Genomic DNA, 26,927 nt, shown 5'->3' with positions numbered 1-26,927 from the left:
GTAGGTGCGTTTTATTGGTAGTGTTAAACTGTATCTTTAGACAGTTATTGACAAAAGAGAATGCCCCGCATGGGCCTTCTCCTACTTACTGGAGGCCCTATGTCTGCTCGATCGCTTGGCCGCTTAACGCTTGATATGGTGCTGCAAACCGGCAATTTTCTAGGGCCGATGGAAAAAGCGCAGCGTGATACAGAGCGCAATATGCGCCGCATGGAGGCTGACGCCAAGAAGGCGGGCGCCGGGATAGCAGCGCTTGCGGCTGGCGCCACCGCCGCAGCTGCGGGTATCTATGCCTACGCCAAGTCGAACATGGATACCATTGACGCTAACGCCAAGCTGGCGCGATCGCTAGAGGGCACCATTGACGGCCTTCGTGCCGTGAATATGGCGGCTTCCGATAGTGGCATTGATGGCATGGAGGCATCGCTTAACCGTATGAACCGCCGCCTGGGTGCCGTGGAAATGAGCGGCGGGCCTGCGTTGAAGACTGTGGAGCGGCTCAACCTTAACCTTCGTGAAATGGAAGGGATGGATGTTGACGAAAAGCTAGCGTATATAGCGGATCGCCTGCGTGATTCTGGCGTGTCTTCACAAGAGGCCGCACGGCATTTGCAACAGCTGGGCTTTGAACAGCGTGGCGCAACAGAGCTATTTCTCAAAGGTGGCGATGCTATTCGATCCGCCCGACAGGACATTGAAGATTATGGCCTTTCGGTTTCCATGATGGATGCCGCCGCTATCGAGGAAGCTAACGACGCTATTGCCCGTATCGGTCTTTCTACCGAAGCCATGGGTAACGCGGTCGCCGTTAAGTTATCTCCGGCCTTGAATGACATGGCCGATTCAATCAATTCGGTAACCCGGGCATTCCATGCTGGTGATTACGATCTTCAGCTTCAATTGCTTGGAGGTGTTGCCGTAGGTGCCGCTGCATCTGCTGCGGCTTATGTGACGTATAGCACTGCCGTCAACGTGGCCACTATTGGTACGTGGGCCTTTAATACTGCCGTGCGAGCTAACCCGCTAGGGCTTGCCGTTATTGCGATTGGGGCCGCTACGGGCGTGATGTTTGCTTTTAGAGATGAGTTAGGGCTCACGTCCGGTGCGCTTGAGGATGCCAAGAAGGAAGTGAGCGAGCTCACTGGAAGCATTGAAGGCCTGACCCAGGCGCAGCTTGAAAACAAAAAGGTACCATTGGTAGCGGGCTTGGTTGACGCCCGCATGGAAGCCGCTCGGCTTGCCGGGGAGATAGGCAAATTAGAGAGCCAGCAGCGTAGCCAGAACATACAGTACCAGGGTCGCCCAGGCCCAGCGACCGCACAGCTAACCGGTGCTGCTGGTGGTGGCGGGCTAAATGCGGATCTGGCAGAGCAGCAAGCCCGAGCTGAAGCATTCGCCGACGAGCTACAGAAGATTGACCAGGCAATGGCCGAGCTTGGGAACCGCCGCGTGCCTAGTGATCCGCCCACGACTGATAGTAGTGCCGCCAAAGCTGCGGCGGATATTGATAAGCAGGTAGCTGCGCTCCAGCTTCAAGCGGCCACGCTGGGAATGGCGGAGGATGAGCTGGTTCTTTATAAGCTGGCGCAAGAGGGGGCGTCAGACTCCCAGATTAAAGCGGCACGAGGTGCGCTTAATGCCGTTTCAGCGTACGAGGCAAGTGAGCAATCGGCCAGTGATTACCAAAGCTTGTTGCTCGAGCTGCGCACCACCGAAGAGCAGTTAACAGACCAGATGTATGAGCGGTTAGCCGTGCTGGATGCTGTAAACGTCGCCAGTGATGAATACGCAGAAGCCGCCGCCAAAATCGCAGAAGCCGCTTTTGTGGATGCCCCGGAATACGGTGGGCTAGACGCCACCATCGGAGGCCCCTTTGGTGAGCTGGATAAGATAGACGAGGCTGAGGAAAAGCTTCAGGAGTGGTATGACACTCAGCTTGAAATGCTCGAAGAATTCCGCAAAGAGCGCGCTGACCTAACGTCTCAGTGGGATGACCAAGAGAGGGCCCTTAAAGAACAGCATGAAAATGAGCTGGCTCGGATTGAGCAGGCTCGCATAATGGCTCAAATGGCTGGCGCTGAAAGTATGTTCGGCGATATGGCCGACATTACTAAGCAGTTTGCCGGTGAGCAAAGTGGCATCTACAAAGCCATGTTTGCTGCTGAAAAGGCTTTCGCGGTTGCCTCGTCGATTATTTCTATACAACAAGGTATTGCTGGCGCAGCTGCGCTGCCGTTCCCTGCCAATATTCCGGCCATGGCTACGGTAGCCGCCGCGACAGCCGGGCTTGTTTCAAATATCCAGGGCACAGGGCTAGTGGGCATGGCCCACGATGGGATGGATTACGTGCCAGAGACAGGCACTTGGTTGCTTGAGAAGGGGGAGAAGGTCACCACTGCGGGCACGAGTGCTAAGTTGGATACCACGCTGGATAATACCGACGCCATGATGGCGCGAGTGGAAAGCCAAATGAATCGTCCTGGTGACACCAGCGGGGGCGCTAATGTTTCTTTTCATTTGCACGAAGACCGTAGCCGCGCTGGCCAGAGAGAAGTGCGGGAAGGCCCAGATGGAGAGCAAATCATTAATCAGTGGGTTGCCAGTATTTTCGGCGATGGAAAAGCACACAAGGCGCTAACACAGAAATACGGTTTAAAAACTATGGCCCAGTAACAAGGGAATGAAAAATATGGAAGACGCAAAAAGACTAACCATGAGTTATATAGCACGCTTGGCTGGATGCGCATCGTGCTTGGATACTCGCTTAGCTCTGTGTGCCAATGAGCATGGCTATCGAACTAACCACCTTATGGCCCGCCGCGCATTAATTGCGTCAGAGCGCGCTTTGCAAGGGATCAGGAACACCCAAAACGCTTTATGGAGTCGTGGGGGTGATTTCACTGCAGTCGTTGAGTATGAAGGCCAGCCCCCGATGGCTGTCACTGGACACCTAGAACTTACCTTAGAATTCCTCGATAAAGCCGAAGAGCAACTGCTCGAATATCTAGGCGCCCCCACTGCGGTAGATGACGAACTGCCCATGATAAAAGGGCTGCTGGAGTGGGTACGTTACTGTAAGTGGGATCTTAGCAACCTTAAAGACAGCCCCAAGCCAGCAGTACGCCGCACTAGTTAACTTGTAGCGCCGACCGGAGCACCGGCATCTTGGTGGCTGTATTAAGACTCTATCGTGCCGAACCGATTACCTCAGCGGTGATAGAGGCGGCTATACGCCTCGCCCGCTTAGAGAGCAAGGAGACCGCGCTATGACACTTCATCTTCTAAGAATGCGGGAGGTTGCCGCCCGGATTGCTTACAGCGAAAGCAAAGTTTACGCGATGATTCGTGATGGTGACTTCCCACGTGGTAGAAAGATGCCTATGGGTGGTGTCCGTTGGTCTTCTGAAGTGGTAGAGGCATGGATCCGTAAGACCTATGCCGAATCTGAGAAGGCTTCCCTGTGACTACTATCAACCATATTGATACCACAAGCGGTAGATGACGCATAAAACCTCTAATCGATACCCTGAAAGGCCCGCGAAGTGCGGGCCTTTTGCGTGTTTATGTTGCTATATCCCTGCCTGTTAGGTGCTCTAAGCCTGCTCAGATAATTACTTTACCGATGACTGCCATAGGCTGAAACGCCCGCGTCATGGGCCTATAGGGGGAGGGGGGGTAGAATCTCTAGGGCACCTATAAGCGGACACCGCACCCCCAGGCTTTTTTTTATGCGCGAGAAATAACGAAACTTTTTTCCCAATATTGCTCTGGTAACGTGAGGGGGTAGGGGCTATTCCAATCCCTCCAGCGTTCACTTGAGCGGACACCGTTCCTCCAATGAAATTCTCATACCCGCGAAATTGAAAAATCAGCTACTAAGGATTTGTTGGTAAAAAGAGTCATTGTCGTTTGAGTTTTTCAATCGCTTAAAGTCACGCTATCTCTTTTAATCTGTAGCTTTTAAGCTACAATAGCAATATGACCGAACTTACCCACTACCTTACCGCTGATGGCTATGACCCTTTTCAAGCCTGGCTGGATGCTACGAAGGCTAAAGACCGTCAAGCCGCTATGCGGGTACTAACACGCCTTAACAGGCTGGCAGCGGGTAATGCAGGCGACACCAAGACGGTAGGTGATGGGGTATGGGAGCTACGCATTACCTATGGCCCTGGCTACCGCGTTTACTACGCCAAGGTAGGGGCGCGTTTGGTAATGTTGTTAATAGGTGGCACCAAACAGCGCCAGCAGTCTGACATTGAACAGGCAAAAGCGTTTTTGGCCGACCACAAAAGGAGAACACGTCATGAAAAGTCATGATGAAGCCGTTATTGAAATGCTGCGCACTGACCCCGGTATGGCTCTGGACTACCTGCGAACAGCGTTTGATGAGCTGGACGAAGAGGGGGGGGAGTCAGCTTTCCTAATGGCGCTGCGTCATGTCGTTGAAGCTCAAGGCGGAATGGCGCTGGTAGCAGAACGTGCCAAAGTATCACGCGAAAGCCTTTACCGCGCCTTATCCCCGAAGGGCAACCCAACACTTCGAACTATGACTGCGGTGATTAAAGCCACAGGCGTTAACTTCCACGATCTTACCCATCAAGCGCCAGCAAGCTGACACCACCAAAAAGCCTTGCATAGTGTCGCATCGAAGCGCACACAAGCACCTGTATTTATGTTGGGTGGGATGTTGGGTAAAAATAAATTAACAATATAAGTTATTGTATTTAAATAGCCATTAGCGGACTGTCCCTCCGCCACTTATCTCGAAAAGCCCCTGATTCGTCAGGGGCTTTTTTCGTATACGCTAAGATATAGTGCCCACAAAACGTCGAAGCAATTATTATTGTGGCGTGCTTCACGCTTCTTCCTGCCACTTTCAAACCATGCCTCTATGTGGTAATTGCAACGACTATAAGCGTATTAGCAATAGCCATATCCTTTTTGTAAGACGTCTCAGTGGAACAGCCATGATGAGAGACCGTTTACTGGACGTTCGTTGATAACATTCCCATGGTAGATTGATCTCGGCATTATTGCTCACCTGCGCCGCCCTGGAGAGAGGCTGCTGCAGCCACCTATATGGAGCATATATGGTGGCGGTGGTCTTGAGCGCTACAGCTACAGTCAACTACTCAGAGGTTATCCATGTCCGCGTTTTTTGATCGATTAACCGAGGTTGCGTCCCCTCGTATTGGCTTTGGTTGCATGAATCTATCCCATGGTTATGGGCAGCATGTGCCAGAAGCCGCGGCGGTGCGAACACTTGATGAAGCATTTGATGTGGGCTATCGCCATTTTGATACCGCCACTCTTTACGGAGCCACTGCTAACGAGCGCTTACTGGGCAAGGCGCTGACAGGCAAGCGGCAGCATCTCTTGTTGGCGAGTAAGTGCGGCATGGCCATGGACACTGAAAGCGGTAAGCGCGTTATTGATGGGCGCCCTGAAACATTACGTCGCCAATGTGAGGCCAGCCTGACGCGCTTACAAACTGATCACCTCGACATCTATTACTTGCATCGTCTGGACCGCCAAGTGCCAATTGAAGAGAGCGTTGGTGCCTTAGGACGGCTGGTGGACGAAGGGAAACTGCGTGCAGTTGGCTTATCGGAAGTTTCTGCAGAGACATTGCGCAAGGGCAATGCTGAGTATCCAGTGTCAGCGGTACAGTCCGAGTATTCGCTATGGACGCGTAATCCGGAAATAGCGTTGCTGGAGGCCTGTGTTGAGTTAAATATAGCGCTGGTCGCTTTCAGCCCCTTAGGAAGAGGCTTTCTTGCTGGGGTGGTGCAAGAAAACAGCGTATTGGCGGCAGGGGATATGCGGGCAACAATGCCACGTTTCAGCAAATATAATTTATCCCATAACTTACGCTTGCTAGATCTCTTTAATGACCTGGCGAAAACCTTGCGAGTGCTTCCTTCTCAACTGGCGCTGGCTTGGGTAAAAGCGCAGTCTACAAATGTTGTGCCTATTCCTGGCACATGCTCTGCTGAGCATATGCGTGAAAACATACAGGCTGAAAATATTGAAATTGATGATGCCACCCTAGCTAAGCTGAACGACATGATGGGGGCGAAACAAGTGGCTGGGTCACGTTACAGTGAGGCTCAACAAGCGGATATTGATACAGAAGAGTTTGCATAGAGAGTTTGACGTATAGCAAGGGTGGCCTGAAATGACCGTTAGAAGGGGTTTTTACTTCTACTTCGTTGCTTTCTGCAGACGGTAGGCTATTATTCGCTTTCAGCAAAGATTTTGTTAGCCTACTAAGGAATTACCGTCATGTTGAAAGGTCTTGTGCTCTGTTTTGCGGTGTTATTTGCGCAGTTGGCGGTTTTGAACGTTATTGATGCTCGGCTGTATAACGGCCAAGACGCTCGCCAGGCAGTGTCAACAGCTGCTGTTCCACACAAGAAAGATGAAGGTGAAGAAGAAGAGGTCAAACAAAGCTGATTGTATCTCCGGTCATTGCTGCTGAGCCTCCCTTAAGAACGCTACATTTACTGTGTAGATCTTTCTCAGCGGCCTTGATGTAGAGGCGTTGAGCTGGGTAGCAAAAAAGCTACCAGTCCTGCTTCCTTTGCTCCGATGCACAGGAATGTTTGCTTTGCGTGTAATACAAAAACTTGCGTCTGGAACTCGGTAACGGCATTCTTGTCTGTTGTTGGTATTATCATTAGGGAGCAAGAACGATGGCTTTTAACGATTCTCACACGGCAAGACCGCAGTCAGGTAGCGCGGTAAGTAATGTCAGTGCTAACAAGGTGTTGCGCAATACATACGCCTTGCTTGCCATGACACTGCTTTTCTCTGCTGTTATGGCAGGCGCTTCAGTAGCGCTTGGTATTCAGCGAATGAACATTTTCGTGTTCTTCATTGGTGCCTATGGCCTAATGTTCTTGGTGCATAAAACGGCTAATTCAGCTACTGGTTTGTTGGCGACATTTGCCTTCACAGGATTTATGGGCTTCACCCTTGGACCAATTATTTCTGCGTATTTAACACTGCCTAACGGCGGGGCGCTGATTATGAATGCGCTCGCGATGACAGGGCTAACGTTTATTGGTCTTTCTGCGGTAGCACTCACCACTAAGAAAGACTTTAGCTTCTTAGGCAATTTCCTGATGGCAGGTGCCATCGTGCTGATTTTGGCTATGGTGGCTGGGCTGATCTTTAATATTCCTGCCCTTTCACTGATGGTGTCTGCTGGGTTTGTACTCTTTGCCGCCGCGGCTATCCTGTATCAAACTAGCGAAATCGTGCATCGTGCTGGCGAGACTAACTATATTCTCGCAACCGTCACGCTCTACGTGTCTATCTACAATCTGTTTGTAAGTCTATTATCTATCCTTGGTATTATGAGCAACGACTGATTGTCGCGGTAGCAATCTCTATGGCAGACCCTACCCTCAGTAGGGTCTGTTTTTTTTGGTCTATATATAGAGAGGACGTTATGGAGTATGGCTTGTTGGTAATGGGAGCGCCTTATGTAAGTGCTGCGCCCCATTCAGCACTGCGATTTGCTCAAGCTGTGGTGAAAAAAGGCCACCGTGTCTCCGGGATTTTTTTCTATCAGGATGGCATCCATAATGCCTCGAAACTAATGGCTCCTCCTCAGGATGAGCTTAATATGCGTAATGCCTGGATAGAGCTCCATGAACAGCATGGTGTAGCACTAGATGTTTGTATTGCAGCAGCATTACGCCGTGGAGTAATGGATGAAGCTGAAGCAAAGCGACATGGTCAGGAAAATTTTAATCTTGAATCACCGTTTGAATTAACCGGCTTAGGACAGTTACTGGCGTTACAACAACGTTGCGATCGCTTGATTACGTTTGCATAGGAGGGCCGAATGGTTAATGAAAATGAGCAGCTCATCATTATTCGTCATGCTCCATACAGCTCTAATGAACTGCGAGAAGGCTTAGACGTTGCTTTGGTTGCCGCCGCGTTTGGGCAATCAATTAGCCTGCTTTTTTTAGGGCAGGGGGTGCTGGCGTTGTTAAGGGAACAGGCAGTAGGTGCGCCAGGTCAAAAGGCAATACTTCCAACCATTGATATGTTGGAGATGTATGATATTGAGCAGCTATTAGTACCTGATGAGGCGTTACAAGCACTTAATCTTAATAGCGAGCATTTGGTTGACGGTGTCACTGTGATTCCTATGGCAGAGTTACCTAGCGTAGTAAAGCGGTTTGACCGCGTACTAAATTTCTAGAGGGCAGCCGATTGATGTTACACATTCTTAATAAGCCCCCGAGTAGCGATGCAGCCCAACACATGCTTGAAGCAATGAGTGGGGGTGATACGGTAGTGCTTATTGAAGACGCCGCTCAAGCAGCCTTGTACCCTGAGTGGCTGGGTTGGAAAACATCTGCTGCTAGTATTTATTTACTTACAGAAGACGTGCTATCTAGAGGCCTTTACTCTGCGGCACTTTCCAATAATCTACCACTCATTGAGCTGGGCGATTTCGTAGCCCTTACTGAGCAGCATGAGAAGATTGTCTCCTGGTACTGACTGATATGAGCAACCAACATTTATACCGTTATCTTGATTCGTTAAATACTATTCCGCTTGATCCCGAAGGTTATCTAGTAGAACAAGCAGATTGGAGCGAGGAGGTTGCTAACCTTCTGGCTGAGGATGAAGGGCTAGCATTAAGCAGCCAACACTGGGAAATCATAAAAATAGTGCGTGATTTTTATGCCCGGTACGAGATGGCGCCTGCCATGCGGCCACTAGTAAAAGCCACGAAGCAAGCATTGGGTGAAGAAAAAGGGCGTTCTGTTTATTTAATGTCTCTGTTTCCTGGTAGCCCACCCAAGCGGATCGCCCGTATCGCAGGCTTACCAAAGCCAACTAACTGCCTGTAGTTTCTAAACTAGATCTCCTCTTGTACACACAGAAAGTACGACGGCATCCTCGCTGCTGGTAGAAACCAGTGCGTGCCCCATATCGCTGTCAAAATAGATGCTGTCTCCTTCAGCTAACACTAGTGGGGCATAAAACTCTGTGTAAAGCATGATATCGCCATGCAGCACCATCAAAAACTCTTCGCCATCATGACGCACCCATTGCTGATACTCATCAAAACTGCGTGCTCTTACAATGGTTTTAAAAGGAATCATGCGCTTCTGAGCAAGCTGATACCCCAGGAGCTCGTGCTCATAAGTAGGGGTAGGGTGCAATTGCCCCTTACCCTTACGTGTGAGGTCTCTACGCCCCATGGTGTAGCGTTCCCGCTTGGGCGGTGTGAATAGCTGAGGCAAGTCGATATTTAAACCTGAAATCAGCTTCTGAACCACGCTGAAGGTAGGGGAGACTTGGTCATTTTCAATTTTGGAAAGGGTTGAGCGTGCCAGCCCCGTACGCTGACTAACATCTTCAAGTGTCCAATGATTGGCCAGTCGAATTTGCTTGAGCCTCTCGCCAAGGCGTAAGGGTTCTACAAAGGCTTTTCGCCCTGACGCAATGCGCAGCGCTGCATGCTCTTCAGAAGTTGCCGTCATAAGGTATCACGTAAGAGAAGATGCCAATAAAACAGCATAGTACCACATCCTATTTACACTACGCTGAGCTGCAACTGGGCTTGTAGATTGAGATACCGTTTCAGGATGCGTCGCTAAAGGGTAAGCCTAGCAGCGCTTTTATATGCGCTTCAGCACCGCTAGCTAGCGTTTTAAGGTTGTAGCCACCTTCCAAGACTGATACCACTCGATTTTCTGCATAGAGCGCTGCAATTTCCATAGCTAGATGGGTAACCCAATAAAAATCTTCATCTTCCAGACAGATGTCTCCCATGGGGTCGTCCTTATGGGCATCAAACCCAGCGGAAAGCATGACCAAATCGGGCTTAAAAGCATGCAGCGCAGGTAACCATTGACGCTCGATGACACGTCGATACTCTTGGCTATCTGTACCAACCTCCAGTGGCGTATTCACAACATTTTGCCACTCGCTGCGTAGGTAGCGCCACGGGTAGAAGGGGTACTGAAAGCTAGAGCAGATTAAAATCTCGGGATCATTTTTGAAGATATCAATGGTGCCGTTACACTGGTGGACATCAAAATCGAGTATCGCGATGCGTTTAGCACCATACTTAGCACGCGCATGTGCTGCTCCCACCGCAACATTATTATAAAAACAAAAACCCATAGCATCAGATGCTTCTGCGTGATGGCCCGGGGGGCGAACAGCGCAAAACACGTTATCTGCTTGGCGTTTAAACACCTGATCGACGCCGCGTACTACAGCACCAGCTGCTACACGAGCGGCCTGAAGGCTATTAGGGTTCATCATGGTGTCGCTATCTAAGGTTATGATGCCTTCCGTTGGTAAGCACTTATCTAATGCACGCAAGTGCCTCGCTGGATGAACCCTAGCCAGCGTTTCTTCTCTAGCTTCTATCGCATCAGCCTGCATGGTTTGTTGAAGCAAGCCTGTTAACGACAACCGGGCTCGTATAGCCTCCAGTCGCTGTGGACTTTCGGGGTGTTCTGGCCCCATATGGTGCAATGAGCAGTTGGGATGGGTAAGGTAGGCAGTAATCATGCAAGCGCTCCATTCATATTAAAGCCACCATAATCGCCACGGGGGCTTGCGCGACAGTCTCAATAAGTCGTACACAGTAGTTGTTTACCTCAGGGAGATACGCCTGTGAGCACACGTTTTTTGCATCATTTTTTTGAGCCACGAACTGTTGCAGTGTTTGGTGCCTCGGAAAAACCCGCATCGCTCGGTGGATTGGTGCTCACCAACCTTCAAGAAGGTGGCTTTAAAGGGACGCTATGGGCCGTTAATCTCAGGGGCTATACAAAGGTATTTGGTGTCGACTGCGTACGCAGTGTCAACGATCTACCTGAAGTCCCTGATTTGGCCGTTATTTGCTCACCGATCGAAGGTGTTGCCAGCCTCATCAAAAAACTCGGCCATTTTGGCGTTAAGGCGGCATTGGTTCTGTCAGGTGGTGCTTATCTAGATCGCGAAAAGGGCACTAAAGGCTCTATTCGGCAGCGCATGTTGCAAGCGGCGAGGGAGTCCGGAATAAGGGTTTTAGGCCCTGAGTGTATGGGACTCATAGTGCCTGGTAGAAAGCTCAATGCGTCGTATGCGAGCCAACCGGTAAAAGCAGGTAAAGTGGCTTATTTGGGGCAATCAGGAATGCTAGCCAATGCAATGATTGATTGGGCAGCAGGTCGTGATGTGGGGTTTTCTCACTTAATTACTGTAGGCGACAGCGTAGACGTTCTGCTGCCGGATTTGATCGACTATGTCAATCAGTTCTCTCCAGCCCAAGCAATCCTGCTACACCTTGAGCGTGTCACTGACGCCCAGCACTTTATGACATCGGTGCGTGATGCATCGCGCAATCGTCTTGTGCTGGCAATCAAGAGTGGCCGAACCCCTGAGTCTGATATTTCGGGGATGGCTCCAACCCCCGGCATTGCTAATCGAGATCTGGTGTTCGATGCAGCCTTTGCTCGTGCGGGGGTTGTCAGAATTAATGATTCTGACGAATTGTTTGATGCTTTAGAAACCTTATCACGAATGAAACCCTTGCGAGGTGACCGTTTAGCTATTGTTTCTAATGGATTAGGGCCTGCTATGCTCGCCATAGACAAGCTCATGAACGCAGGCGGTAAACTCGCAGAGTTTAGTGTAGAGACGCAGGCAGCACTACATAAAAGCCAAGTGGATATGAGTAAACCAGGTGAAAACCCGGTGGATTTAGGCGGCAACGCCACTCCAGAGCGTTTTGTAGAAGCCCTGAGGATTGTTACAGCAGACCCTAACGTGGATGCCGTGTTAGTAGTACATGCACCCACTCGGCTAGCCCCCTCAGTGGTCACCGCACAGGCACTGATTGACCATAGTAAGACCTTTAAACGTAATCTGCTAACGAGCTGGATGGGATTAAAAGAAGCCCTCAATGCACGGCATGTCTGCAATTTAGCGGGGATACCCACCTATACATCGCCTGAAAAAGCGGTTAAGGCTTTTATGCACATGGTGGATTATCAGCGAGTACAGGCGCTGCTTCATGAAATCCCGCCTAGCTTACCGTTTTCCACCAGTCCTGAGATACGTGCCGAATGCCGAGCGTTAATTAGACGTGCGAAAGAGCAGGGGAGGCAAACGCTGACACACTCAGAAACAGCCCAGGTTCTTGAGGCTTATGGCATCCCAACAGCGCCCAGCGCCTACATCACTAGCCCTGAAGAGGCTTTAACCATTGCACCACGCTTTGAAGGCCCAAAAGCTCTTAAAGTCATCCATGAAGGTAATTGTCGTCCCTATCGTTATCGCAAGCATCCCCATAAAATTTCTGCTGGGCTGCTCCAGGATCTAGAAACACCAGAACAGGTGGCTGACGGTATTCGCCAACTAGGCGATAAGGTGCGGGAAAAATTCCCCGAGTACGCTATCCGTGAGTACTGCTTACAGCCTATGCAGCGAGGAAAACACTCGATGCAGGTCTGCGCGGGGATAACCCGCGACCCGGTATTTGGCCCACTGATTGTCTTTGGGATTGGTGGCTATAAAGTTAATGTACTGGCAGATAGGCAAATAGCTCTGCCGCCATTGAATATGAGTCTTGCTGCCGACGTAGTGGGAAGAACACATGCGGCCTCTTTAATTCGTGAGCATTCGGCTGACCCCGACAGGGATATACAGCGCCTATGTCAACTGCTTGTGAAGCTATCACAAATGGCGTCGGATCTCGGAGATTTGCGTGGCCTAGAGCTAAATCCACTATTATTGAACCGTGATGGAATGTTGGCGGTTGATTTTGCAATGGATTTAGGGACGCCCGCACGTTTTGCCATCATGCCTTACCCCGAAGAATTACGAGAGTGGGTGACACTGAAAAATGGCTGGCCGGTTGAAGTAAGGCCTATCCGCGCAGAGGATGCACCGCTGATTACGACGTTTCATCGACAGTTGTCGGAAGAGAGTATCCGTTTTCGCTATTTTCACAATAAATCCAGTCTTACCCAGCGCGATTTATCGATCCTCTCGCATATTAACTATGACCGGCAAATGGCTTTTATTGCCGAGCATCAGCATGATGACGGCAGTAAAGAGATGCTGGGCGTCGCCCGGGTGTGGAATGATCCAGATAATATTCGTACGGAGTTCTCAGTGATCATTCGAGATGATTTGCAAGGCCTCGGCATCGGTAGCTTATTGATGAAAAAAATGATCGACTACTGCACCAGTATTGGCACGCTGGAGATGATCGGCAAAATCATGGTGGATAACCATCCGATGCGGGCCTTAATGAAGCACTTGGGCTTTAAGTGTCGCTACAATATGGAAGAGCAGGTGATTGATGCCGTGCTGCGCCTTAACGAACCAGATAGCGAATGGCAACGGCACCGCCTGGAAAGTCAGCCAGACTAAGGCTTCAATACGCAGAAGACCCGCAGATACTGCCCTCCCTGCGGGTCTTCTCAGCTTCTTGGCTTTTCAATTGCTTGGGTGAGCTTTAAGGAGCTAAACGGAAGCGGCTCCACTCACCCCCATCACGGCGTTCAAAACGCAAACGGTCGTGCAAGCGGCTGGGCTGCCCTTGCCAAAACTCTATCATCTCTGGTGTAACCCGGTAGCCACCCCAGTGAATGGGACGCGGTATGTCTTGACCATCGTAAGCCTGCTCAAAACGTTTTTGACGCTCTTCGATCCAGTTGCGGTTGGGGATTACCACGCTTTGGGTCGCAATCCAGGCACCCAGCTGGCTCCCTCTCGGGCGACTAGCAAAGTACTCATCTGATTCATCGACCGCTACTTGCTCTACTGGGCCTTCGATACGCACTTGGCGTGAAAGAGATGGCCACCAAAACGTCATGGCTGCAAAAGGCACGTTGCTTAACTCGCTACCTTTGTGACTATGATAATTAGTGAAAAAGACCATGCCTCGCTCATCAAAGCCTTTTAATAGCACAATACGTGCGTGTGGCCGACCTTGGCTATCTACTGTTGAAAGCGTCATGGCATTGCCATCTTCCCCCTCAGAGTCCAGAGCCAGGCTGAACCATTCATCAAACAGTACGAACGGATCAGCGGGGGTATGCGCTTCATCTAGGCTGCCACCTTCATAGTCACGCCTGATATCGGCAATGTTACGCGTCATTGGATGGTGCTCCCTTGCAGTAATGTTCAACTTTGCTTTCCATGTTCGCTGGTCTGCTGGTAAAGCTCAAGTATTGATCAAGCAGCATTGCATCTTACTCCCTAACCTTGGACAGCTACTTAACCCAGGACAGCTACGCTGTTGTTACTATCCCAACGGGATTGATAAATAGCTTCTAGGAGAAATTGCTGATAAATGCGAAACTCTCCCAGTACAGCGATAGAGGAAGGTGGATGCACAGCAAGAAACAGCATGTATACGTATGGGATGTGTTAATACGTTTATTTCATTGGGGGCTGCTGGTAGCGGTCGCTCTTTCTTACTACACCACTAAAACAGATGGAGTACCCTTTTTATTTCCCATCGAAGTGCACGCACAGACTGGTTATATCATTATCGGGTTACTGGTGTTTCGTTTCATATGGGGCTTCACCGGTAGTATTTATGGACGCTTTGGTAGCTTTTTGTCTCCTCCCTCTGAGGTAGTTGCCTATACCAGAGCGCTCTTTTTGCGCCGCGCCTCTCAATACGCCAGCCATAATCCGTTGGGTGGTTGGATGGTCGTTTTGTTGCTGTTATCACTCTCCTTTCAGGCGATTAGCGGCCTTTTCTTGAGTGATGACATTTTCTTCCAGGGGCCTTTCTATAGCCTTGTTGGCCGGGACATCAGCCGAGAGTTATCGGGCCTGCATGCATTGAACAGCGATTTGTTACTGATCTTAATTAGCCTGCATGTAGTGGCATTAATCGCCCACAAGTTGTTAGGGGAAAGCTTGGTCACAGCGATGGTGACTGGCGTAAAGCACTTTAAACATCCGCCAGTGGACTTAACCGCAGAGGTGATGAACCATCAACGGTTAAGAGCATGCGCTGCGTTGCTTATTGCGTTGGGTGTTACTGGTTGGCTCTGGTTTGCTTGACTGGGGATGGTTTTCTTAGCGGCCTTGGTGATTAGGACCAAGGCCGCTAAGGCTAGCGCTGCAAACGCTGCTGGCGACTGCGAAAGCGTGCGTATGCCATACAACCGGTGAAAAGAGCTAGTGAAACAAGCGCTTCTGACACACCGCGCAGTCCCTGCCCAGGTAGAGTTGCCAGCATCACTCCCTGGGTAAAATAGAGCAAACTCACAAATGCGAGCCATGCATGTCCTCGGGCACGCTGACCAATAATGGAGGGTAGGAACAGCACCAGCGGCAACACGAAAGCCACAACGGGACGCCAGTTGAACCCATCTTCTTGAATAAAAAAGCCACGGTAAACCACCAGAAGCAACAGAACAACAAAGCTAATCAGTACCAGCTGCCTAGACTGATGGGTCAATTTGTCTAACCCTTGGCGCGTTTCAAGCCCTTCTAGCCACTGCCTCATTCGGTTTTCTCCCCATGCATTTGGTTAAGTGCTCATTTGGTTGAGTGCTAAGGCTAATCTTGCAAGGCGCCTGCCTTGAGCAACACACAATGCCCGTTCGTGCTCATCCACTGGGCGGTCGCTACGTGGACCCGCTACATGGCTTGCCCCATAGGGTGTACCGCCAGTTTGTGTGTCAATCAGTTTAGTTTCGCTATAGGGGATTCCTGCATATACCATTCCATGGTGGAGTAACGGCACAAGCATGGTCAACAGGGTACTCTCCTGTCCCCCGTGTAAGCTCGAGGAGGATGTGAAGGCGCAGGCGGGTTTGTCTATGAGCGCTCCATTCATCCAAAGGCTACTGGTTGTATCCAAAAAGTGCTTGAGAGGCGCTGCCATATTACCAAAGCGTGTGGGGCTGCCCAGTGCCAGCGCGCTGCACTGACGCAGATCTTCCAGTTCAGCATATACCGCACCTTCTTCAGGAATCTCAGGGTCAACGGCTTCACACGTAGTGGACACTGGAGGTACTGTGCGTAAGCGAGCTTTAATACCGGCCACACTTTCAACACCTGCTGCTATCTGACGCGCCATATCTGATGTGGCCCCAGAGCGAGAATAGTAAAGAATTAGAACAAACGGCGTAGCATCACTCATGGCGTATCCTAAAAGTAGTCAATCTAACCGCGATTGAGTCATATTGCAGCTATCAGCAAATCAGCGATATGTTAACAGAGCTAAGCGCTGGGCAGGAGAGGGGCTAACCAGTTGACTGTGTGTGAATAGGCGCACATAAACCCATGCTGTAGTGCCGTCATCTAAGGTTTGTTCAATGCGTTCATAGCGAATGCCCAGTCGCTCGTAGCGATCTAAACGTGCCAATTGGTCGGTTGTTACGGTTAGCACTAACCCCTCCACATGGCTGTTAGCACTCGGGGAAAGGTCGAGACCATCACGTTCAAAACCATTTAGCTGCGCTGGTTCTGGTTTACCAGATGCCCCCATTACTAGCCAACGAACGGCGGAATAGCGCAGTGTACCGTAGACAAACACGTGGTGTGTTCGCTGCTCGATATCAGGTAGGTGGGCAGGGCGCTCATAAAACCACGGACTTAACATGGTCAACCATAACCACCCAGCAATGCCGATTGCCAGCACAGTGCTGCCGACCAACAATCGCTTAAGCCAATTCATTGTATCCCCTTTAATCCACTGAAAATAAAGCTTGCCCCGCCAACATAATGAAACAAGTCTTAAGCAACTCCTATGGTTTTGCTAGGATAAAAGCCATAGACCCTGCCGAAGGAGCCTGCTATGAATCAGTCACTTCGTGATGAACTCGACTTCCGTGCATTTATTGGTGATGTAAAGCCACTGCCCAGAGGAAACCAAGCAGATACCGGTACGCCGCGCAAATCTCCTTCAGAAGCGCAGTTAGCGCGGCGTGAAAGTGCTGCAGAACGCCTAGAAGAGCGTAATTTTTTATCCGATGACTTTGTCGATCTCTTACCGCCATTTGATCCTATTGAGTACCGTCGCGAAGGCATTCAACAAGGGGTAATCGATAAACTAAAACATGGTGGTTACAGCGTACAAGCGCAACTGCATCTACTACGGCGACCTCTTGCGGAGTCTCGCAGAGTGCTTTTTCCGTTTATCCAAGAAGCCTACGCCCATGATCTACGTTCCGTATTAATCGTGCATGGACGTGGTCGTGAACTTGATAGCCCTGCCAATGTACTACGCTCTTATTTAGCAAAATGGCTCAGCCAATTTGATGAAGTACAGGCCTATGTATCAGCGCAACCCGCTGACGGTGGCCTTGGGGCTACCTGGGTGATGCTACGCAAAAGTGACCGGGCCAAAGCCAATAATCGAGAGCGCCAGCAAAAACGGCGAGGTTAATCAATAAGGAGAAAAGTAGCAGGAGAGCAAAAGGGCAGCCAGAAGCTGCCCTTGTTATTAGTTCTATTCCGTTTAGAGGTTACTGCTGAGTATCCACTAAACGGCGTTCGAACAATGCCTGACGCACTTCCACATCCGTTTGGTAACGAACGCTAAAGGCATTGAGTGCACGAATAGCATCATCGGGGTGCTGGTCATCACGCAGCGCCATGGTCGTAAAGCCGCAGCGGCGCATATAGTCCAGCTGATCCACCAGCACATCACCCACAGCACGAACTTCACCCGTATAGCCGTAGCGCTCACGCAATAATCGGGCAATGGTGTAACCGCGACCATCGGTAAAGGCTGGGAAATCGACTGCAATAGCACTGGTTGTACTCAGCTGCTGGCCAAGTTCGGGGGTCAGCTCCGTATCGCTAGTCAGTAATGGTGCCAGCTCAGAATCATCCTGATTGGCTTGCCATAGCGCCAGCGGTACGAAAGCCGGACGCTGCTCAGGCAGCGTATTGGTATCGTATGACACACACCAGGCGTTCTCTGCAGCCAGCTCGCCATTGTCAATTAGGTGATTAACATGCACCGGCACAAGCTCAGCTGTTTCGGCCTGAATATCATTGCTGGGCATAAACACGCTCCTTGAAAGGTTTTAAACCAATGCGGCGATAGGTATCCAGGAAGCGTTCGTCTTCATGACGCTCGGCCACGTATACCTCAAGTACTTTTTCAACTACCCCCGGTACGTCTTCTCTGAAGAACGACGGCCCTAGAATTTTGCCTAACGATGCGTCATCCGTGGAGTTGCCACCCACCGATATCTGGTAATACTCTTCACCTTTTTTATCAACGCCTAAAATGCCTATATGACCTACATGGTGATGACCACAGGCATTCATACAGCCAGAGATATTGAGGTCAAGCGGGCCAAGATCATAGAGAAAATCTAGATCTTCAAAGCGTTCTTGTAACGCCTGAGCAATCGGAATAGAGACCGCGTTGGCCAAACCACAGTAATCGCCACCAGGGCAACAGATGATATCATTCAGCGTGCCAACCGTTGGATTAGCCATGCCAAGTGCATCAAGCTCTTTCCACAGTGCTTCTACCTCATCGACCGGAACGTCAGAAAGTACTAAGTTCTGCTCGTGAGTAACCCGCACCTCGCCAAAACTATAGCGATCCGCTAGATCTGCAACCGCTTCCATTTGGTCTGCGGTGACATCACCAGGTGCATGTTCACGGCGCTTAAGCGACAGCGTCACGGCCTTATAGCCCGGCACCTTGTGGTCAGTTACGTTATTGGTTACAAAACGGGAGAAGCTGCGGTTGTCACTGCGCAGTTGTTCGAAGTTTTCTATTGCGACTTCAGCCACGGGCCGACGCTCTGGCTCAGGGAAGTGGAGCTTAGCTGAATCAACCGCTGCCTGATTCAATGTCTGCGGACCATCCTTTAGGTGCGCCCACTCTTCATCGACACGACGGCGAAACTCCTCAATACCGAGTGCTTTCACTAATATCTTGATGCGTGCTTTAAACTTGTTGTCACGGCGGCCAAACTGGTTATAAACCCTCACGCACGCTTCTAAATACGTTAGCAGGTGTTGCCAGGGAAGATCCTCACGTACTACATCGGCAATCATTGGCGTGCGGCCAAGACCGCCACCGGCTAGCACTTTAATCCGCAGTTCGCCTTCAGCGTTATGCCATAGGCGCAGGCCTATATCATGCACTTGAATAGCCGCGCGGTCCTGTGCAGCCCCACTTACCGCAATTTTAAACTTGCGTGGAAGGAAGGCGAACTCTGGGTGCAGAGTAGACCACTGACGAATTAGCTCACACCAAGGACGCGGATCTTCTACTTCATCACCCGCAATGCCGGCAAATTGGTCACTCGTGGTGTTACGGATACAGTTACCACTGGTTTGAATCGCGTGCATTTGCACCTTGGCAAGATCTGCCAAGATATCGGGCACATCTTCCAGCGCCGGCCAGTTTAACTGTAGGTTCTGTCGGGTAGTGAAGTGACCATAGCCCCGATCATAGCGGCGGGTAATATCAGCCAATGCGCGCAGTTGGTAGCCTGCCAGCATTCCATAGGGAATCGCAATACGCAGCATAGGCGCATGCTTTTGGATATACAGGCCGTTTTGCAGCCGCAGTGGACGAAACTCTTCTTCTCCCAAACGTCCGGCGCGGTAGCGGTCCATTTGGTCGCGAAACTGAGCTACGCGCTCGTCAACCAAGGTTTGGTCGTGAATATCATAACGGTACATGTGGCACGATCCTGCTAAAAGCGAAATGGTCACGTCGAGACGGACGGTAATGTACCGCCACCTTAACGCGGTCTTTATATTCTACAAAAGAATATATAATTATCTTTTTATCGTTAAATGGCATTTAAAACTGGGGGCTCACCAGCGCCTTCGCTGCCAGACCCATAAAAAGCTCACTGAATTGAGAAGGCGGTAAAAAAGCTGTGTCAGCCATACGCCTATCAGGCCATACCCTAGCCAAACACCCACCCACCAAGCGAGCGGTAAAAAAAGCAGCCACTGCATACTTAGCGTAAGAAGCATTACCATGCGTTGAGCGCCTGCTCCCATTAGCGCCTGCGCTAGCACTAAGGCGGCTGCATCCAATACTATCATCAGGCCGGTAATTTGCAGCGGTAGGGTACCTAACTGGATGAGCGATTCATCAGCAAAAAAAAGCGCCAATATATTTTCAGGGAACAACAGCATAGGTAGCGCTAAAGCGGTAAGCAGCATACCTGCAACACTCAACGCATCTATCCCCCAGCGGTGGGCTGCATGCTGGTCATCTTGGCCTAATGCTTCACCGACTAAACTCATTGCAGCGATGCCAACCCCAACACCAGGCAATATCAGTAACAGCGATAAGTTCACCAATACATGGCCCACTGCAACGCTTTGTGCCCCCACCTTGCCCAACAGCCAGAAAAGCACCACATAACCAGCTGCAAACCACAGCTGCTGCATAGAGTGTGGCACAGCGAGAAATAGCGTGGTGCGAAGTGTGCAAAAGCAGGGGGCTTCTTCATTACGAAGATGCTTGACGGTAACGCTCCACCAAATCACTACCCCTAATAGCAGTGACAGCGTAGTGCCAATACCTGCACCGCTGGCACCTAGTGCGGGTAAGCCTGCAAGGCCATAAATTAACGCTGCGCTTACGAACACGTTAAAAACATGCACGATGACGATAATGCGTAGATAAAGGTGCGTCTGCTGCAAGCCATTCCAGTAACCACGTAAGCACAGTGTTAATGCAATAGCCGTTAGAGATATGACTCGCCAACGAAAGTAATCAACGGCTATGCGCGAGACGTCGTCGGTGGGCGCGATTAACTGAATAAAGGCAGGGGCTTGCCACCATGCTAAGCATGAGAGGGGGACAGCTACAGCAACGCCGATGGTAAGCCCGGCCTGCAACGAGCGGGAGGTGTACTGACCTGAACCTGAGTCCTGAGCAGTCTGCGACTGCACACTTGAGGAAAGTCCGAACACCAGCGCAGTCATCATAAACATGGCATAGCCACCTATACCTACACCCGCTAGCGCTTCCTCACCGAGGTGTCCCACTAGCGCAGCATCGATAAGGTTGAGCATGCTTTGAGAAAGCATGCCCAACATAATCGGTAAGGCCAGCCGCATGACCCTACCTTGGCGGCGAACCACGGGCGACATTAGCTAGGGTCGTAAGACAGCACCGGAGATAGCCAACGCTCCATTTCTTCAAGTGGCATCTGTTTGCGCTCAGCAATAGCTTCTACCTGATCACGGGTGATTTTGCCCGTAGAGAAATACTTCGACTGAGGATGCGCGAAGTACCAACCAGAAACTGCCGCAGCAGGCCACATGGCAAAGTTTTCCGTGAGCGTAAGGCCCGTGTTTTCAGGCGCATTCAACAGACGGAAGAGCGTAGCCTTTTCGGTATGGTCGGGGCAGGCTGGGTAGCCTGGAGCAGGGCGAATGCCCTGGTATTTTTCGGCAATCAAGGCGTCATTATCTAACGTCTCTTCTGGCACGTAGCCCCAGAACTCTTTGCGCACTCGCTCATGCATACGTTCGGCAAAAGCTTCTGCTAAGCGGTCGGTTAGTGCTTGCACCATAATCGCATTGTAGTCATCACCCGCGGCTTCGTAAGCTTTGGAGAGTTCATCTACTCCATGGCCTGTAGTAACTGCAAAGCCGCCGATCCAATCAGCTTTGCCGCTCTCTTTAGGCGCAATAAAGTCGGCCAAGCTATAACAGATGCCATCACGGCCTTTAGTGGTTTGCTGGCGAATGTGGTGCAAGCGCTCGACTACCTCTGTACGGCTTTCGTCTGCGTATACTTCAATGACGTCGTCATCAACACTGTTGGCAGGCCACAGACCAATAACTCCCCGGGCTTGAACACATTTTTCATCGATTAGTTTACGCAGCATTACCTGAGCATCAGCAAACAAGTTTTGCGCCGCTTCGCCGACGACTTCATCGTTTAGAATTTTGGGGTACTTGCCAGCCAACTGCCAGCTCATAAAGAAGGGTGTCCAGTCGATTCGCTCAACTAGCTCTTCCAGGTCATAATCATCAAAGGTGGTGAGACCAGGCGTTTGAGGTTTCACCGGAGTGAGACTGTTCCAGTCAGTACGAAAGCGCCGCTTGCGCGCCTGGGTGTAGTCCAGGTCTGCTGCTTTAGGGCGGCGTTTAGCATTACGCTCACGGACCTTTTCGTACTCTTCACGAATCTCTGCGACATAAGCCGCTTTTTGGCTAGGTGCAAGTAACTTACCAGCCACACCAACAGCGCGTGAGGCATCGGTCACATAAATGACAGGGTGCTCGTACTGCGGTTCAATTTTAACTGCTGTATGTGCTTTTGAGGTGGTTGCACCACCAATCAGCAGCGGTAAGCTCATGCCTCTGCGCTGCATCTCTTTCGCCACATGTACCATCTCATCAAGCGACGGGGTAATCAGGCCAGAAAGCCCAATAATGTCGGCGTTATGATCCAGAGCCGCTTGCAGAATTTTTTCGGTGGGTAGCATCACGCCAAGGTCAATGACTTCGTAGTTATTACACTGCAGTACCACGCCGACAATATTTTTGCCGATATCGTGTACGTCCCCTTTCACCGTGGCCATGACAATTTTGCCTTTGGCCTGTGTCTCTTCACTTTTCTCGGCTTCGATATATGGAATCAAATAAGCAACGGCCTGCTTCATTACCCGTGCTGACTTTACCACCTGGGGAAGGAACATTTTGCCAGCACCAAATAGGTCGCCAACGACGTTCATCCCGTCCATCAGCGGGCCTTCAATTACCTCTATAGGGCGGGTCGCCTGAACTCGGGCCTGTTCGGTGTCTTGTTCAATGAACGCTGTGATACCTTTAACCAGTGCATGCTCAATACGCTTATTGACCGGCCAACTGCGCCACTCAAGATCCTCTTTCTTTGCGGCACCACTGCCATCGCCTTTATATTTGTCCGCCAGATCAAGTAGTCGTTCGGTGCCATCGCTACGCCGGTTAAGCACCACATCTTCCACCGCATCGCGTAGCTCTGCGGGGAGGTCGTCATACACCGCTAACTGTCCGGCATTGACGATACCCATCGTGAGACCCGCACGGATGGCGTGATATAAAAACACTGAGTGAATAGCTTCACGTACCGGATTATTACCCCGAAATGAAAACGATACGTTAGACACACCGCCAGAAACCATCGCATGGGGCAAGTGTTCGCGAATCCATTGCGTAGCTTCAATGAAGTCGACCGCGTAGTTGTTATGCTCTTCAATACCCGTGGCAATGGCAAAAATATTGGGGTCGAAGATAATATCTTCAGCAGGGAAACCGATCTCATCAACCAGCAAACGATAAGCTCGCTCGCAAATCTCTGTTTTACGAGCAAAGGTATCCGCCTGGCCCTCTTCGTCAAACGCCATAACCACAATGGCGGCACCGAAACGGCGGCATTTTGTAGCCTGCTCGCGGAAGGCGGCTTCACCTTCTTTTAGAGAGATCGAATTCACCACGGCTTTGCCCTGAACACACTTCAGGCCCGCTTCGATAATGTCCCATTTTGAGGAGTCGATCATAATGGGCACGCGAGCGATATCAGGCTCACCGGCAATTAAATTAAGAAAGCGCACCATGGCTTCCTGGGACTCCAACATGCCTTCATCCATGTTGATGTCGATAATCTGCGCGCCGCTTTCTACCTGCTCCAACGCCACTTCCAGTGCGGTAGTGAAATCCTCTTCGACAATTAAGCGCTTAAAGCGGGCTGAGCCGGTAACGTTGGTACGCTCACCCACGTTAACAAACAGTGACGTTGATTCAATGTTGTATGGCTCGAGCCCGGACAGGCGGCATGCATTACTGCGCTGGGGCACCTTACGGGGTGCCATTGGCCGCACTGCATCAGCAATGGCCCGAATGTGCTCGGGAGTGGAGCCACAGCAACCACCGATAATATTGACCAGCCCGCTTTGAGCGAACTCTCCTACAATTTCCGCCATCTCTTCTGGGGTTTGGTCATACTCACCAAATTCGTTTGGCAGGCCTGCGTTGGGGTGGGCAGAAACAAAGGTGTCTGCTTTGGTGGAGAGTTCTTCTAAATAGGGGCGAAGCTCCTCCGCTCCCAGTGCGCAGTTCAAGCCAACTGAGAGCGGCTGCGCATGACGGATAGAATTCCAGAATGCTTCCGTAGTTTGCCCAGATAAAGTACGGCCAGAAGCATCGGTAATGGTGCCGGAAATCATCACTGGTAGCCGCTGGCCCAGGTCGTCAAACAGCTCTTCCAGGGCATAAATAGCCGCTTTAGCATTTAACGTGTCAAAGATGGTTTCGATCATAATCAGATCGGCGCCACCTTTGATTAACTCACTTGCCGCTTCGTAATAGTTCTCACGCAGCTCATCAAAGGTAACATTACGCTTTGCAGGATCATTGACGTCGGGTGACAGTGACGCAGTACGTGATGTTGGGCCAAGAACGCCTGCGACATAACGTGGTACGCCAGTTTCGGCCGATACCGAGTCGCAAACTTCCCGGGCTAAGCGCGCCGACTCCCGATTGAGCTCAGGAACAAGGTCTTCCATACCGTAATCAGCTTGAGAGAGGCGCGTACTGTTAAAGGTATTGGTCTCAAGGATATCGGCTCCTGCTTCAAGGTAATCCCGGTGGATACGTGACACTACATCTGGGCAGGTCAGTGCTAGCAGGTCATTATTACCTTTTAGATCCGATGGCCACTCGCGAAAGCGTTCGCCACGAAAATCCTCTTCGCTTAGCTGAGCGTTCTGCAGCATGGTGCCCATACCGCCATCCAAAATGAGAATGCGTTGAGTCAGGCGTTGGGCAAGGGAAGTAGTCAAATCACTAGCGGCCATGGCAGGGGGAAATCTCCAGCGTCTCAGTCGAAAAAGGGTGTTCTTATAATCGTAGTGGTTAGTAAGCGGCCTCTATCATAACAAAGGGAGCTACTCACGACAGCAAGTTAGCGTGCAAGAGTTATCTCTGTTAGTGGTTCATGTGACAGATTTAGGAAGGCTTAGCTCGTTGAATATTTTATAGCGCCGAAATAGTCGACTAAAACGGTCGGGATTGTGTCGGCGAGCAGTTTTGCTTACCATAGCCACAAATGAAATGTGAAGTGGCGTCGCCACTACCACGGGAGGATAACATCCCTTATGACCACGACTATCGAAGCTCCCAGTATTGATATTACCGACAGCGCTCAAGATTACTTGGCGGAACTGCTGGAAAAGCAGAATGTTGAAGGTATAGCAGTACGTATCTTTATTACCCAGCCTGGTACGCCCTATGCAGAAACTTGCCTAGCATACTGTCGTCCTGGGGAGGAAGAGCCTACTGACCTTAAGCTTGAGCTTGAAAAAATCAATGTATTTCTTGAGAAGAACAGCCTGACATTTCTCGAAGAAGCAGTCGTTGACTTCAATGCAGACCGCATGGGTGGCCAACTCACCATAAAGGCCCCCAACGCGAAAATGCCCAAGGTAAATGCAGACAGCCCCTTGGAAGACCGCATCAATTACATTCTCTACAGTGAGATTAATCCAGGGCTGGCGGCCCACGGCGGTGAGATCAAGCTCGTAGAGCTTACCGAAGAAAAAATGGCGATTCTCGCTTTTGGTGGTGGTTGCCAGGGCTGTGCAGCGGTTGATCTTACGCTGAAAGAGGGCGTAGAAAAAACGCTCATGGAGCGTATTCCTGAGCTTGTTGGCATTCGTGATGTCACCGACCACACTGACACCACTAACGCCTACTATCGCTAGCCGTTCTGCCTCACCCAAAAGCCCAGCAAACCAAAGCTGGGCTTTTTTATAGCAAATTCCTATTTGTCGGTGTTTTCATTCTGCGTGTCAGCGGGAACCAGTTGGCTGGGCAGGGCCGTTAGCTGTGACTGTACAATTTCCAGATGCTGTACAAGCTGTCTCTGCCACTGATCATCTTCCTTAGCTTGCCGTTGTTGACGATCCAGCGCTTGGCGGGCTTGCGTTAACTCGTCATGTAGCGTTTTTAGCTGTGATTGTAGCTCGACATTCAAGCGTTCAAGCTCAGCGATACGCTGCTGTTGAGTGGCATTATCCTGTTGGTACTCATGCAGCGTAGCATTTTTCAGCTGTAGCTCTTTATTGAGACTTTCAGCACGCTGTTCCCACTGGTTTATACGCTTTTGTAACGCTTTTTCTGCCTGGGTGCGCTCTTGCCTCAAAGTGTCCAGCAGGGCCATCAATTTACCTTCTGACGCTTCATTTCGCTGCTCCTCTTGAGTCAGTCGCTGCTCCCAGGCGGCCTGCTGACGCTGCTGCTCACTCGCAAAGCGTTCTTTCAGTTCAGCTGCCTCTTGGTCAAGCTGAATGAGCTTCTTCTGATACTGCTGATTATCTTGCCGTGCACTTTCCGCCTGTTGCTGCCATTGGCGTTCATTACCCTGGCTTTCTGCCAGCTCACGATTAAGCACTTCAAGACGCTGCTCGGTGTGACGAAGGTGCTCAGCCAGTGCGCTCTCTCTCTGCTCTGCGTTTGCGGCTAGCTGCGTGGCCTCGGCTACTTGCTGCTGGGCACTTTCTACTTGGCGATTAGCATCTTCGCGGTAGTGCACTAGCGCCTGATTAGCCACTTCTTGAGCTTCCCTCCATAACTCGCTGGCTACATTAACGACGACTTCGGGTACACCTTTGGGCGGAGGAACATCGCGGTTCTTTTCACGCTCGGTACGCCAGTGACGAAAATGTTCACTAATCGTAGTGAAGCTCCCCGTGCCCAGCACTTCTCGTATCCGTTGCACACTAGGCGTGTCGCCACGAGCCAGCAAGGTATCTACTGCCTGCTGTACATCGCTGTATTGAATACCGCTACGCGCCATTGGGATTTCCCCGTTAATCAAAACACCTATTTTCTACGTATTTTTTCTAAAAGACAATAATTACGTAATACATAAAACGTAATAATATTTATCTTATTGGTATAAAATTCAAGATTACCCGTATTATCTT

At 50.6% G+C, this 26,927-nt stretch carries 27 protein-coding genes; 16 read left to right on the top strand and 11 right to left on the bottom strand.

All coding sequences use genetic code 11. The features are described 5' to 3' along the window. Window positions 1–99: 99 nt before the first annotated feature. From CPA45_RS02720 to CPA45_RS02670, 12 genes are all read left to right on the top strand, one after another. Entirely contained in the window at window positions 100–2,673 is a 2,574-nt protein-coding gene (locus CPA45_RS02720; protein ID WP_096650074.1) for a hypothetical protein, read from the top strand. Between the two features lie 40 nt (window positions 2,674–2,713). Beyond that, window positions 2,714–3,136: a hypothetical protein gene (locus CPA45_RS02715; RefSeq protein ID WP_133066772.1), complete on the top strand. Its 423-nt coding sequence runs from the start codon at window positions 2,714–2,716 to the stop codon at window positions 3,134–3,136. 130 nt (window positions 3,137–3,266) lie between these two features. After that, window positions 3,267–3,464, top strand: a complete 198-nt coding sequence (locus tag CPA45_RS02710; protein ID WP_096650072.1) for a helix-turn-helix transcriptional regulator — start codon at window positions 3,267–3,269, stop codon at window positions 3,462–3,464. A gap of 514 nt (window positions 3,465–3,978) precedes the next feature. After that, complete coding sequence (locus tag CPA45_RS02705; RefSeq protein WP_096650070.1) at window positions 3,979–4,320, top strand: type II toxin-antitoxin system RelE/ParE family toxin; 342 nt, start codon at window positions 3,979–3,981, stop codon at window positions 4,318–4,320. Next, window positions 4,307–4,618: an addiction module antidote protein gene (locus CPA45_RS02700; protein ID WP_018916179.1), complete on the top strand. Its 312-nt coding sequence runs from the start codon at window positions 4,307–4,309 to the stop codon at window positions 4,616–4,618. Before CPA45_RS02705 ends, CPA45_RS02700 begins: the two co-directional genes overlap by 14 nt. 530 nt (window positions 4,619–5,148) lie before the next feature. Beyond that, entirely contained in the window at window positions 5,149–6,150 is a 1,002-nt protein-coding gene (locus CPA45_RS02695) for an aldo/keto reductase (protein WP_096650068.1), read from the top strand. 138 nt (window positions 6,151–6,288) lie between these two features. Further along, window positions 6,289–6,459: a hypothetical protein gene (locus tag CPA45_RS22780; RefSeq protein WP_165771497.1), complete on the top strand. Its 171-nt coding sequence runs from the start codon at window positions 6,289–6,291 to the stop codon at window positions 6,457–6,459. Window positions 6,460–6,698: 239 nt separating this feature from the next. Then, window positions 6,699–7,379: a Bax inhibitor-1/YccA family protein gene (locus tag CPA45_RS02690; protein ID WP_078087598.1), complete on the top strand. Its 681-nt coding sequence runs from the start codon at window positions 6,699–6,701 to the stop codon at window positions 7,377–7,379. Window positions 7,380–7,459: 80 nt separating this feature from the next. Continuing rightward, window positions 7,460–7,849 (top strand): sulfurtransferase complex subunit TusD, encoded by a 390-nt coding sequence (gene tusD, locus CPA45_RS02685; RefSeq protein WP_096650066.1) that lies wholly within the window; start codon window positions 7,460–7,462, stop codon window positions 7,847–7,849. Window positions 7,850–7,858: 9 nt separating this feature from the next. Further along, entirely contained in the window at window positions 7,859–8,224 is a 366-nt protein-coding gene (gene tusC / locus CPA45_RS02680; protein WP_096650064.1) for a sulfurtransferase complex subunit TusC, read from the top strand. Between the two features lie 14 nt (window positions 8,225–8,238). Continuing rightward, entirely contained in the window at window positions 8,239–8,526 is a 288-nt protein-coding gene (gene tusB / locus CPA45_RS02675) for a sulfurtransferase complex subunit TusB (RefSeq protein WP_096650062.1), read from the top strand. A gap of 5 nt (window positions 8,527–8,531) precedes the next feature. Next, a complete protein-coding gene (locus CPA45_RS02670) occupies window positions 8,532–8,882 on the top strand; it encodes a TusE/DsrC/DsvC family sulfur relay protein (protein WP_096650060.1) in 351 nt (116 codons plus the stop codon). Window positions 8,883–8,885: 3 nt separating this feature from the next. On the opposite strand, the gene CPA45_RS02665 is transcribed toward CPA45_RS02670, so the two are convergent. Both CPA45_RS02665 and CPA45_RS02660 read right to left on the bottom strand, forming a co-directional pair. Beyond that, window positions 8,886–9,518 carry a helix-turn-helix domain-containing protein gene (locus CPA45_RS02665; protein WP_096650058.1) on the bottom strand — a complete coding sequence of 211 codons (633 nt, stop codon included), beginning with the start codon at window positions 9,516–9,518 and terminating at the stop codon, window positions 8,886–8,888. 100 nt (window positions 9,519–9,618) lie between these two features. Next, complete coding sequence (locus CPA45_RS02660; protein WP_096650056.1) at window positions 9,619–10,560, bottom strand: histone deacetylase family protein; 942 nt, start codon at window positions 10,558–10,560, stop codon at window positions 9,619–9,621. Between the two features lie 105 nt (window positions 10,561–10,665). Between CPA45_RS02660 and CPA45_RS02655 the strand changes: the two genes are divergently transcribed. Then, window positions 10,666–13,413 (top strand): bifunctional acetate--CoA ligase family protein/GNAT family N-acetyltransferase, encoded by a 2,748-nt coding sequence (locus CPA45_RS02655; RefSeq protein WP_096650054.1) that lies wholly within the window; start codon window positions 10,666–10,668, stop codon window positions 13,411–13,413. A gap of 85 nt (window positions 13,414–13,498) precedes the next feature. Here the strand turns inward: CPA45_RS02655 and pdxH are convergent, their stop codons facing one another. After that, entirely contained in the window at window positions 13,499–14,143 is a 645-nt protein-coding gene (pdxH, locus tag CPA45_RS02650; RefSeq protein ID WP_096650052.1) for a pyridoxamine 5'-phosphate oxidase, read from the bottom strand. Window positions 14,144–14,376: 233 nt separating this feature from the next. Here pdxH and CPA45_RS02645 point away from each other — a divergent pair, with 233 nt between their 5' ends. After that, the gene (locus CPA45_RS02645) at window positions 14,377–15,063 is read left to right on the top strand and encodes a cytochrome b/b6 domain-containing protein (protein WP_096650050.1); all 687 of its coding nucleotides are present in this window, start codon (window positions 14,377–14,379) and stop codon (window positions 15,061–15,063) included. A gap of 52 nt (window positions 15,064–15,115) precedes the next feature. Here the strand turns inward: CPA45_RS02645 and CPA45_RS02640 are convergent, their stop codons facing one another. Genes CPA45_RS02640 through CPA45_RS02630 form a run of 3 tightly spaced genes read right to left on the bottom strand, consistent with a single transcriptional unit; the run spans window position 15,116 to window position 16,687 of the window. Further along, window positions 15,116–15,511 (bottom strand): DUF2069 domain-containing protein, encoded by a 396-nt coding sequence (locus CPA45_RS02640; protein ID WP_096650048.1) that lies wholly within the window; start codon window positions 15,509–15,511, stop codon window positions 15,116–15,118. Window positions 15,512–15,535: 24 nt separating this feature from the next. Next, window positions 15,536–16,150, bottom strand: a complete 615-nt coding sequence (gene wrbA, locus CPA45_RS02635; RefSeq protein WP_096650046.1) for an NAD(P)H:quinone oxidoreductase — start codon at window positions 16,148–16,150, stop codon at window positions 15,536–15,538. Window positions 16,151–16,210: 60 nt separating this feature from the next. Continuing rightward, on the bottom strand, window positions 16,211–16,687 hold the full coding sequence (locus tag CPA45_RS02630; protein ID WP_096650044.1) for a gamma-glutamylcyclotransferase family protein: 477 nt from the start codon (window positions 16,685–16,687) through the stop codon (window positions 16,211–16,213). 120 nt (window positions 16,688–16,807) lie between these two features. Here CPA45_RS02630 and smrA point away from each other — a divergent pair, with 120 nt between their 5' ends. After that, window positions 16,808–17,398: a DNA endonuclease SmrA gene (gene smrA / locus CPA45_RS02625; RefSeq protein WP_096650042.1), complete on the top strand. Its 591-nt coding sequence runs from the start codon at window positions 16,808–16,810 to the stop codon at window positions 17,396–17,398. Window positions 17,399–17,477: 79 nt separating this feature from the next. Here smrA and CPA45_RS02620 read toward each other — a convergent pair whose 3' ends face one another. The 4 genes from CPA45_RS02620 to metH all read right to left on the bottom strand — a co-directional run bounded on the left by CPA45_RS02620 (window position 17,478) and on the right by metH (window position 24,797). Further along, a complete protein-coding gene (locus CPA45_RS02620; RefSeq protein ID WP_096650040.1) occupies window positions 17,478–18,023 on the bottom strand; it encodes a DUF934 domain-containing protein in 546 nt (181 codons plus the stop codon). Next, on the bottom strand, window positions 18,010–19,668 hold the full coding sequence (locus CPA45_RS02615) for a nitrite/sulfite reductase (RefSeq protein WP_096650039.1): 1,659 nt from the start codon (window positions 19,666–19,668) through the stop codon (window positions 18,010–18,012). The genes CPA45_RS02620 and CPA45_RS02615 overlap by 14 nt, the downstream gene beginning before the upstream one ends. A gap of 138 nt (window positions 19,669–19,806) precedes the next feature. Beyond that, the gene (locus CPA45_RS02610; RefSeq protein ID WP_096650037.1) at window positions 19,807–21,102 is read right to left on the bottom strand and encodes an MATE family efflux transporter; all 1,296 of its coding nucleotides are present in this window, start codon (window positions 21,100–21,102) and stop codon (window positions 19,807–19,809) included. Beyond that, on the bottom strand, window positions 21,102–24,797 hold the full coding sequence (metH, locus tag CPA45_RS02605; RefSeq protein ID WP_096650035.1) for a methionine synthase: 3,696 nt from the start codon (window positions 24,795–24,797) through the stop codon (window positions 21,102–21,104). The genes CPA45_RS02610 and metH overlap by 1 nt, the downstream gene beginning before the upstream one ends. Before the next feature lie 300 nt (window positions 24,798–25,097). Between metH and nfuA the strand changes: the two genes are divergently transcribed. After that, window positions 25,098–25,703 carry a Fe-S biogenesis protein NfuA gene (nfuA, locus tag CPA45_RS02600; protein ID WP_096650033.1) on the top strand — a complete coding sequence of 202 codons (606 nt, stop codon included), beginning with the start codon at window positions 25,098–25,100 and terminating at the stop codon, window positions 25,701–25,703. A gap of 59 nt (window positions 25,704–25,762) precedes the next feature. On the opposite strand, the gene CPA45_RS02595 is transcribed toward nfuA, so the two are convergent. Further along, window positions 25,763–26,797, bottom strand: coding sequence for a DNA-binding protein (locus CPA45_RS02595; RefSeq protein WP_096650031.1), 1,035 nt, complete (start codon window positions 26,795–26,797; stop codon window positions 25,763–25,765). Between the last annotated feature and the right edge of the window lie 130 nt (window positions 26,798–26,927).

This window comes from Vreelandella nigrificans (genome assembly GCF_002374315.1).
GTDB classification, from domain to species: Bacteria; Pseudomonadota; Gammaproteobacteria; order Pseudomonadales; family Halomonadaceae; genus Vreelandella; species Vreelandella nigrificans.
Note: the sequence above shows the minus strand (reverse complement) of the source record. Positions and strands in the feature narration are given on the sequence as shown.

Coding starts and splice junctions, on each gene's coding strand:
- CPA45_RS02720 (WP_096650074.1), top strand. CDS start 100: ATGTCTGCTCGATCGCTTGGCCGCTTAACGCTTGATATGGTGCTGCAA.
- CPA45_RS02715 (WP_133066772.1), top strand. CDS start 2,714: ATGAGTTATATAGCACGCTTGGCTGGATGCGCATCGTGCTTGGATACT.
- CPA45_RS02710 (WP_096650072.1), top strand. CDS start 3,267: ATGACACTTCATCTTCTAAGAATGCGGGAGGTTGCCGCCCGGATTGCT.
- CPA45_RS02705 (WP_096650070.1), top strand. CDS start 3,979: ATGACCGAACTTACCCACTACCTTACCGCTGATGGCTATGACCCTTTT.
- CPA45_RS02700 (WP_018916179.1), top strand. CDS start 4,307: ATGAAAAGTCATGATGAAGCCGTTATTGAAATGCTGCGCACTGACCCC.
- CPA45_RS02695 (WP_096650068.1), top strand. CDS start 5,149: ATGTCCGCGTTTTTTGATCGATTAACCGAGGTTGCGTCCCCTCGTATT.
- CPA45_RS22780 (WP_165771497.1), top strand. CDS start 6,289: ATGTTGAAAGGTCTTGTGCTCTGTTTTGCGGTGTTATTTGCGCAGTTG.
- CPA45_RS02690 (WP_078087598.1), top strand. CDS start 6,699: ATGGCTTTTAACGATTCTCACACGGCAAGACCGCAGTCAGGTAGCGCG.
- tusD (WP_096650066.1), top strand. CDS start 7,460: ATGGAGTATGGCTTGTTGGTAATGGGAGCGCCTTATGTAAGTGCTGCG.
- tusC (WP_096650064.1), top strand. CDS start 7,859: ATGGTTAATGAAAATGAGCAGCTCATCATTATTCGTCATGCTCCATAC.
- tusB (WP_096650062.1), top strand. CDS start 8,239: ATGTTACACATTCTTAATAAGCCCCCGAGTAGCGATGCAGCCCAACAC.
- CPA45_RS02670 (WP_096650060.1), top strand. CDS start 8,532: ATGAGCAACCAACATTTATACCGTTATCTTGATTCGTTAAATACTATT.
- CPA45_RS02665 (WP_096650058.1), bottom strand. CDS start 9,518: ATGACGGCAACTTCTGAAGAGCATGCAGCGCTGCGCATTGCGTCAGGG.
- CPA45_RS02660 (WP_096650056.1), bottom strand. CDS start 10,560: ATGATTACTGCCTACCTTACCCATCCCAACTGCTCATTGCACCATATG.
- pdxH (WP_096650052.1), bottom strand. CDS start 14,143: ATGACGCGTAACATTGCCGATATCAGGCGTGACTATGAAGGTGGCAGC.
- CPA45_RS02645 (WP_096650050.1), top strand. CDS start 14,377: ATGCACAGCAAGAAACAGCATGTATACGTATGGGATGTGTTAATACGT.
- CPA45_RS02640 (WP_096650048.1), bottom strand. CDS start 15,511: ATGAGGCAGTGGCTAGAAGGGCTTGAAACGCGCCAAGGGTTAGACAAA.
- wrbA (WP_096650046.1), bottom strand. CDS start 16,150: ATGAGTGATGCTACGCCGTTTGTTCTAATTCTTTACTATTCTCGCTCT.
- CPA45_RS02630 (WP_096650044.1), bottom strand. CDS start 16,687: ATGAATTGGCTTAAGCGATTGTTGGTCGGCAGCACTGTGCTGGCAATC.
- smrA (WP_096650042.1), top strand. CDS start 16,808: ATGAATCAGTCACTTCGTGATGAACTCGACTTCCGTGCATTTATTGGT.
- CPA45_RS02620 (WP_096650040.1), bottom strand. CDS start 18,023: ATGCCCAGCAATGATATTCAGGCCGAAACAGCTGAGCTTGTGCCGGTG.
- CPA45_RS02615 (WP_096650039.1), bottom strand. CDS start 19,668: ATGTACCGTTATGATATTCACGACCAAACCTTGGTTGACGAGCGCGTA.
- CPA45_RS02610 (WP_096650037.1), bottom strand. CDS start 21,102: ATGTCGCCCGTGGTTCGCCGCCAAGGTAGGGTCATGCGGCTGGCCTTA.
- metH (WP_096650035.1), bottom strand. CDS start 24,797: ATGGCCGCTAGTGATTTGACTACTTCCCTTGCCCAACGCCTGACTCAA.
- nfuA (WP_096650033.1), top strand. CDS start 25,098: ATGACCACGACTATCGAAGCTCCCAGTATTGATATTACCGACAGCGCT.
- CPA45_RS02595 (WP_096650031.1), bottom strand. CDS start 26,797: ATGGCGCGTAGCGGTATTCAATACAGCGATGTACAGCAGGCAGTAGAT.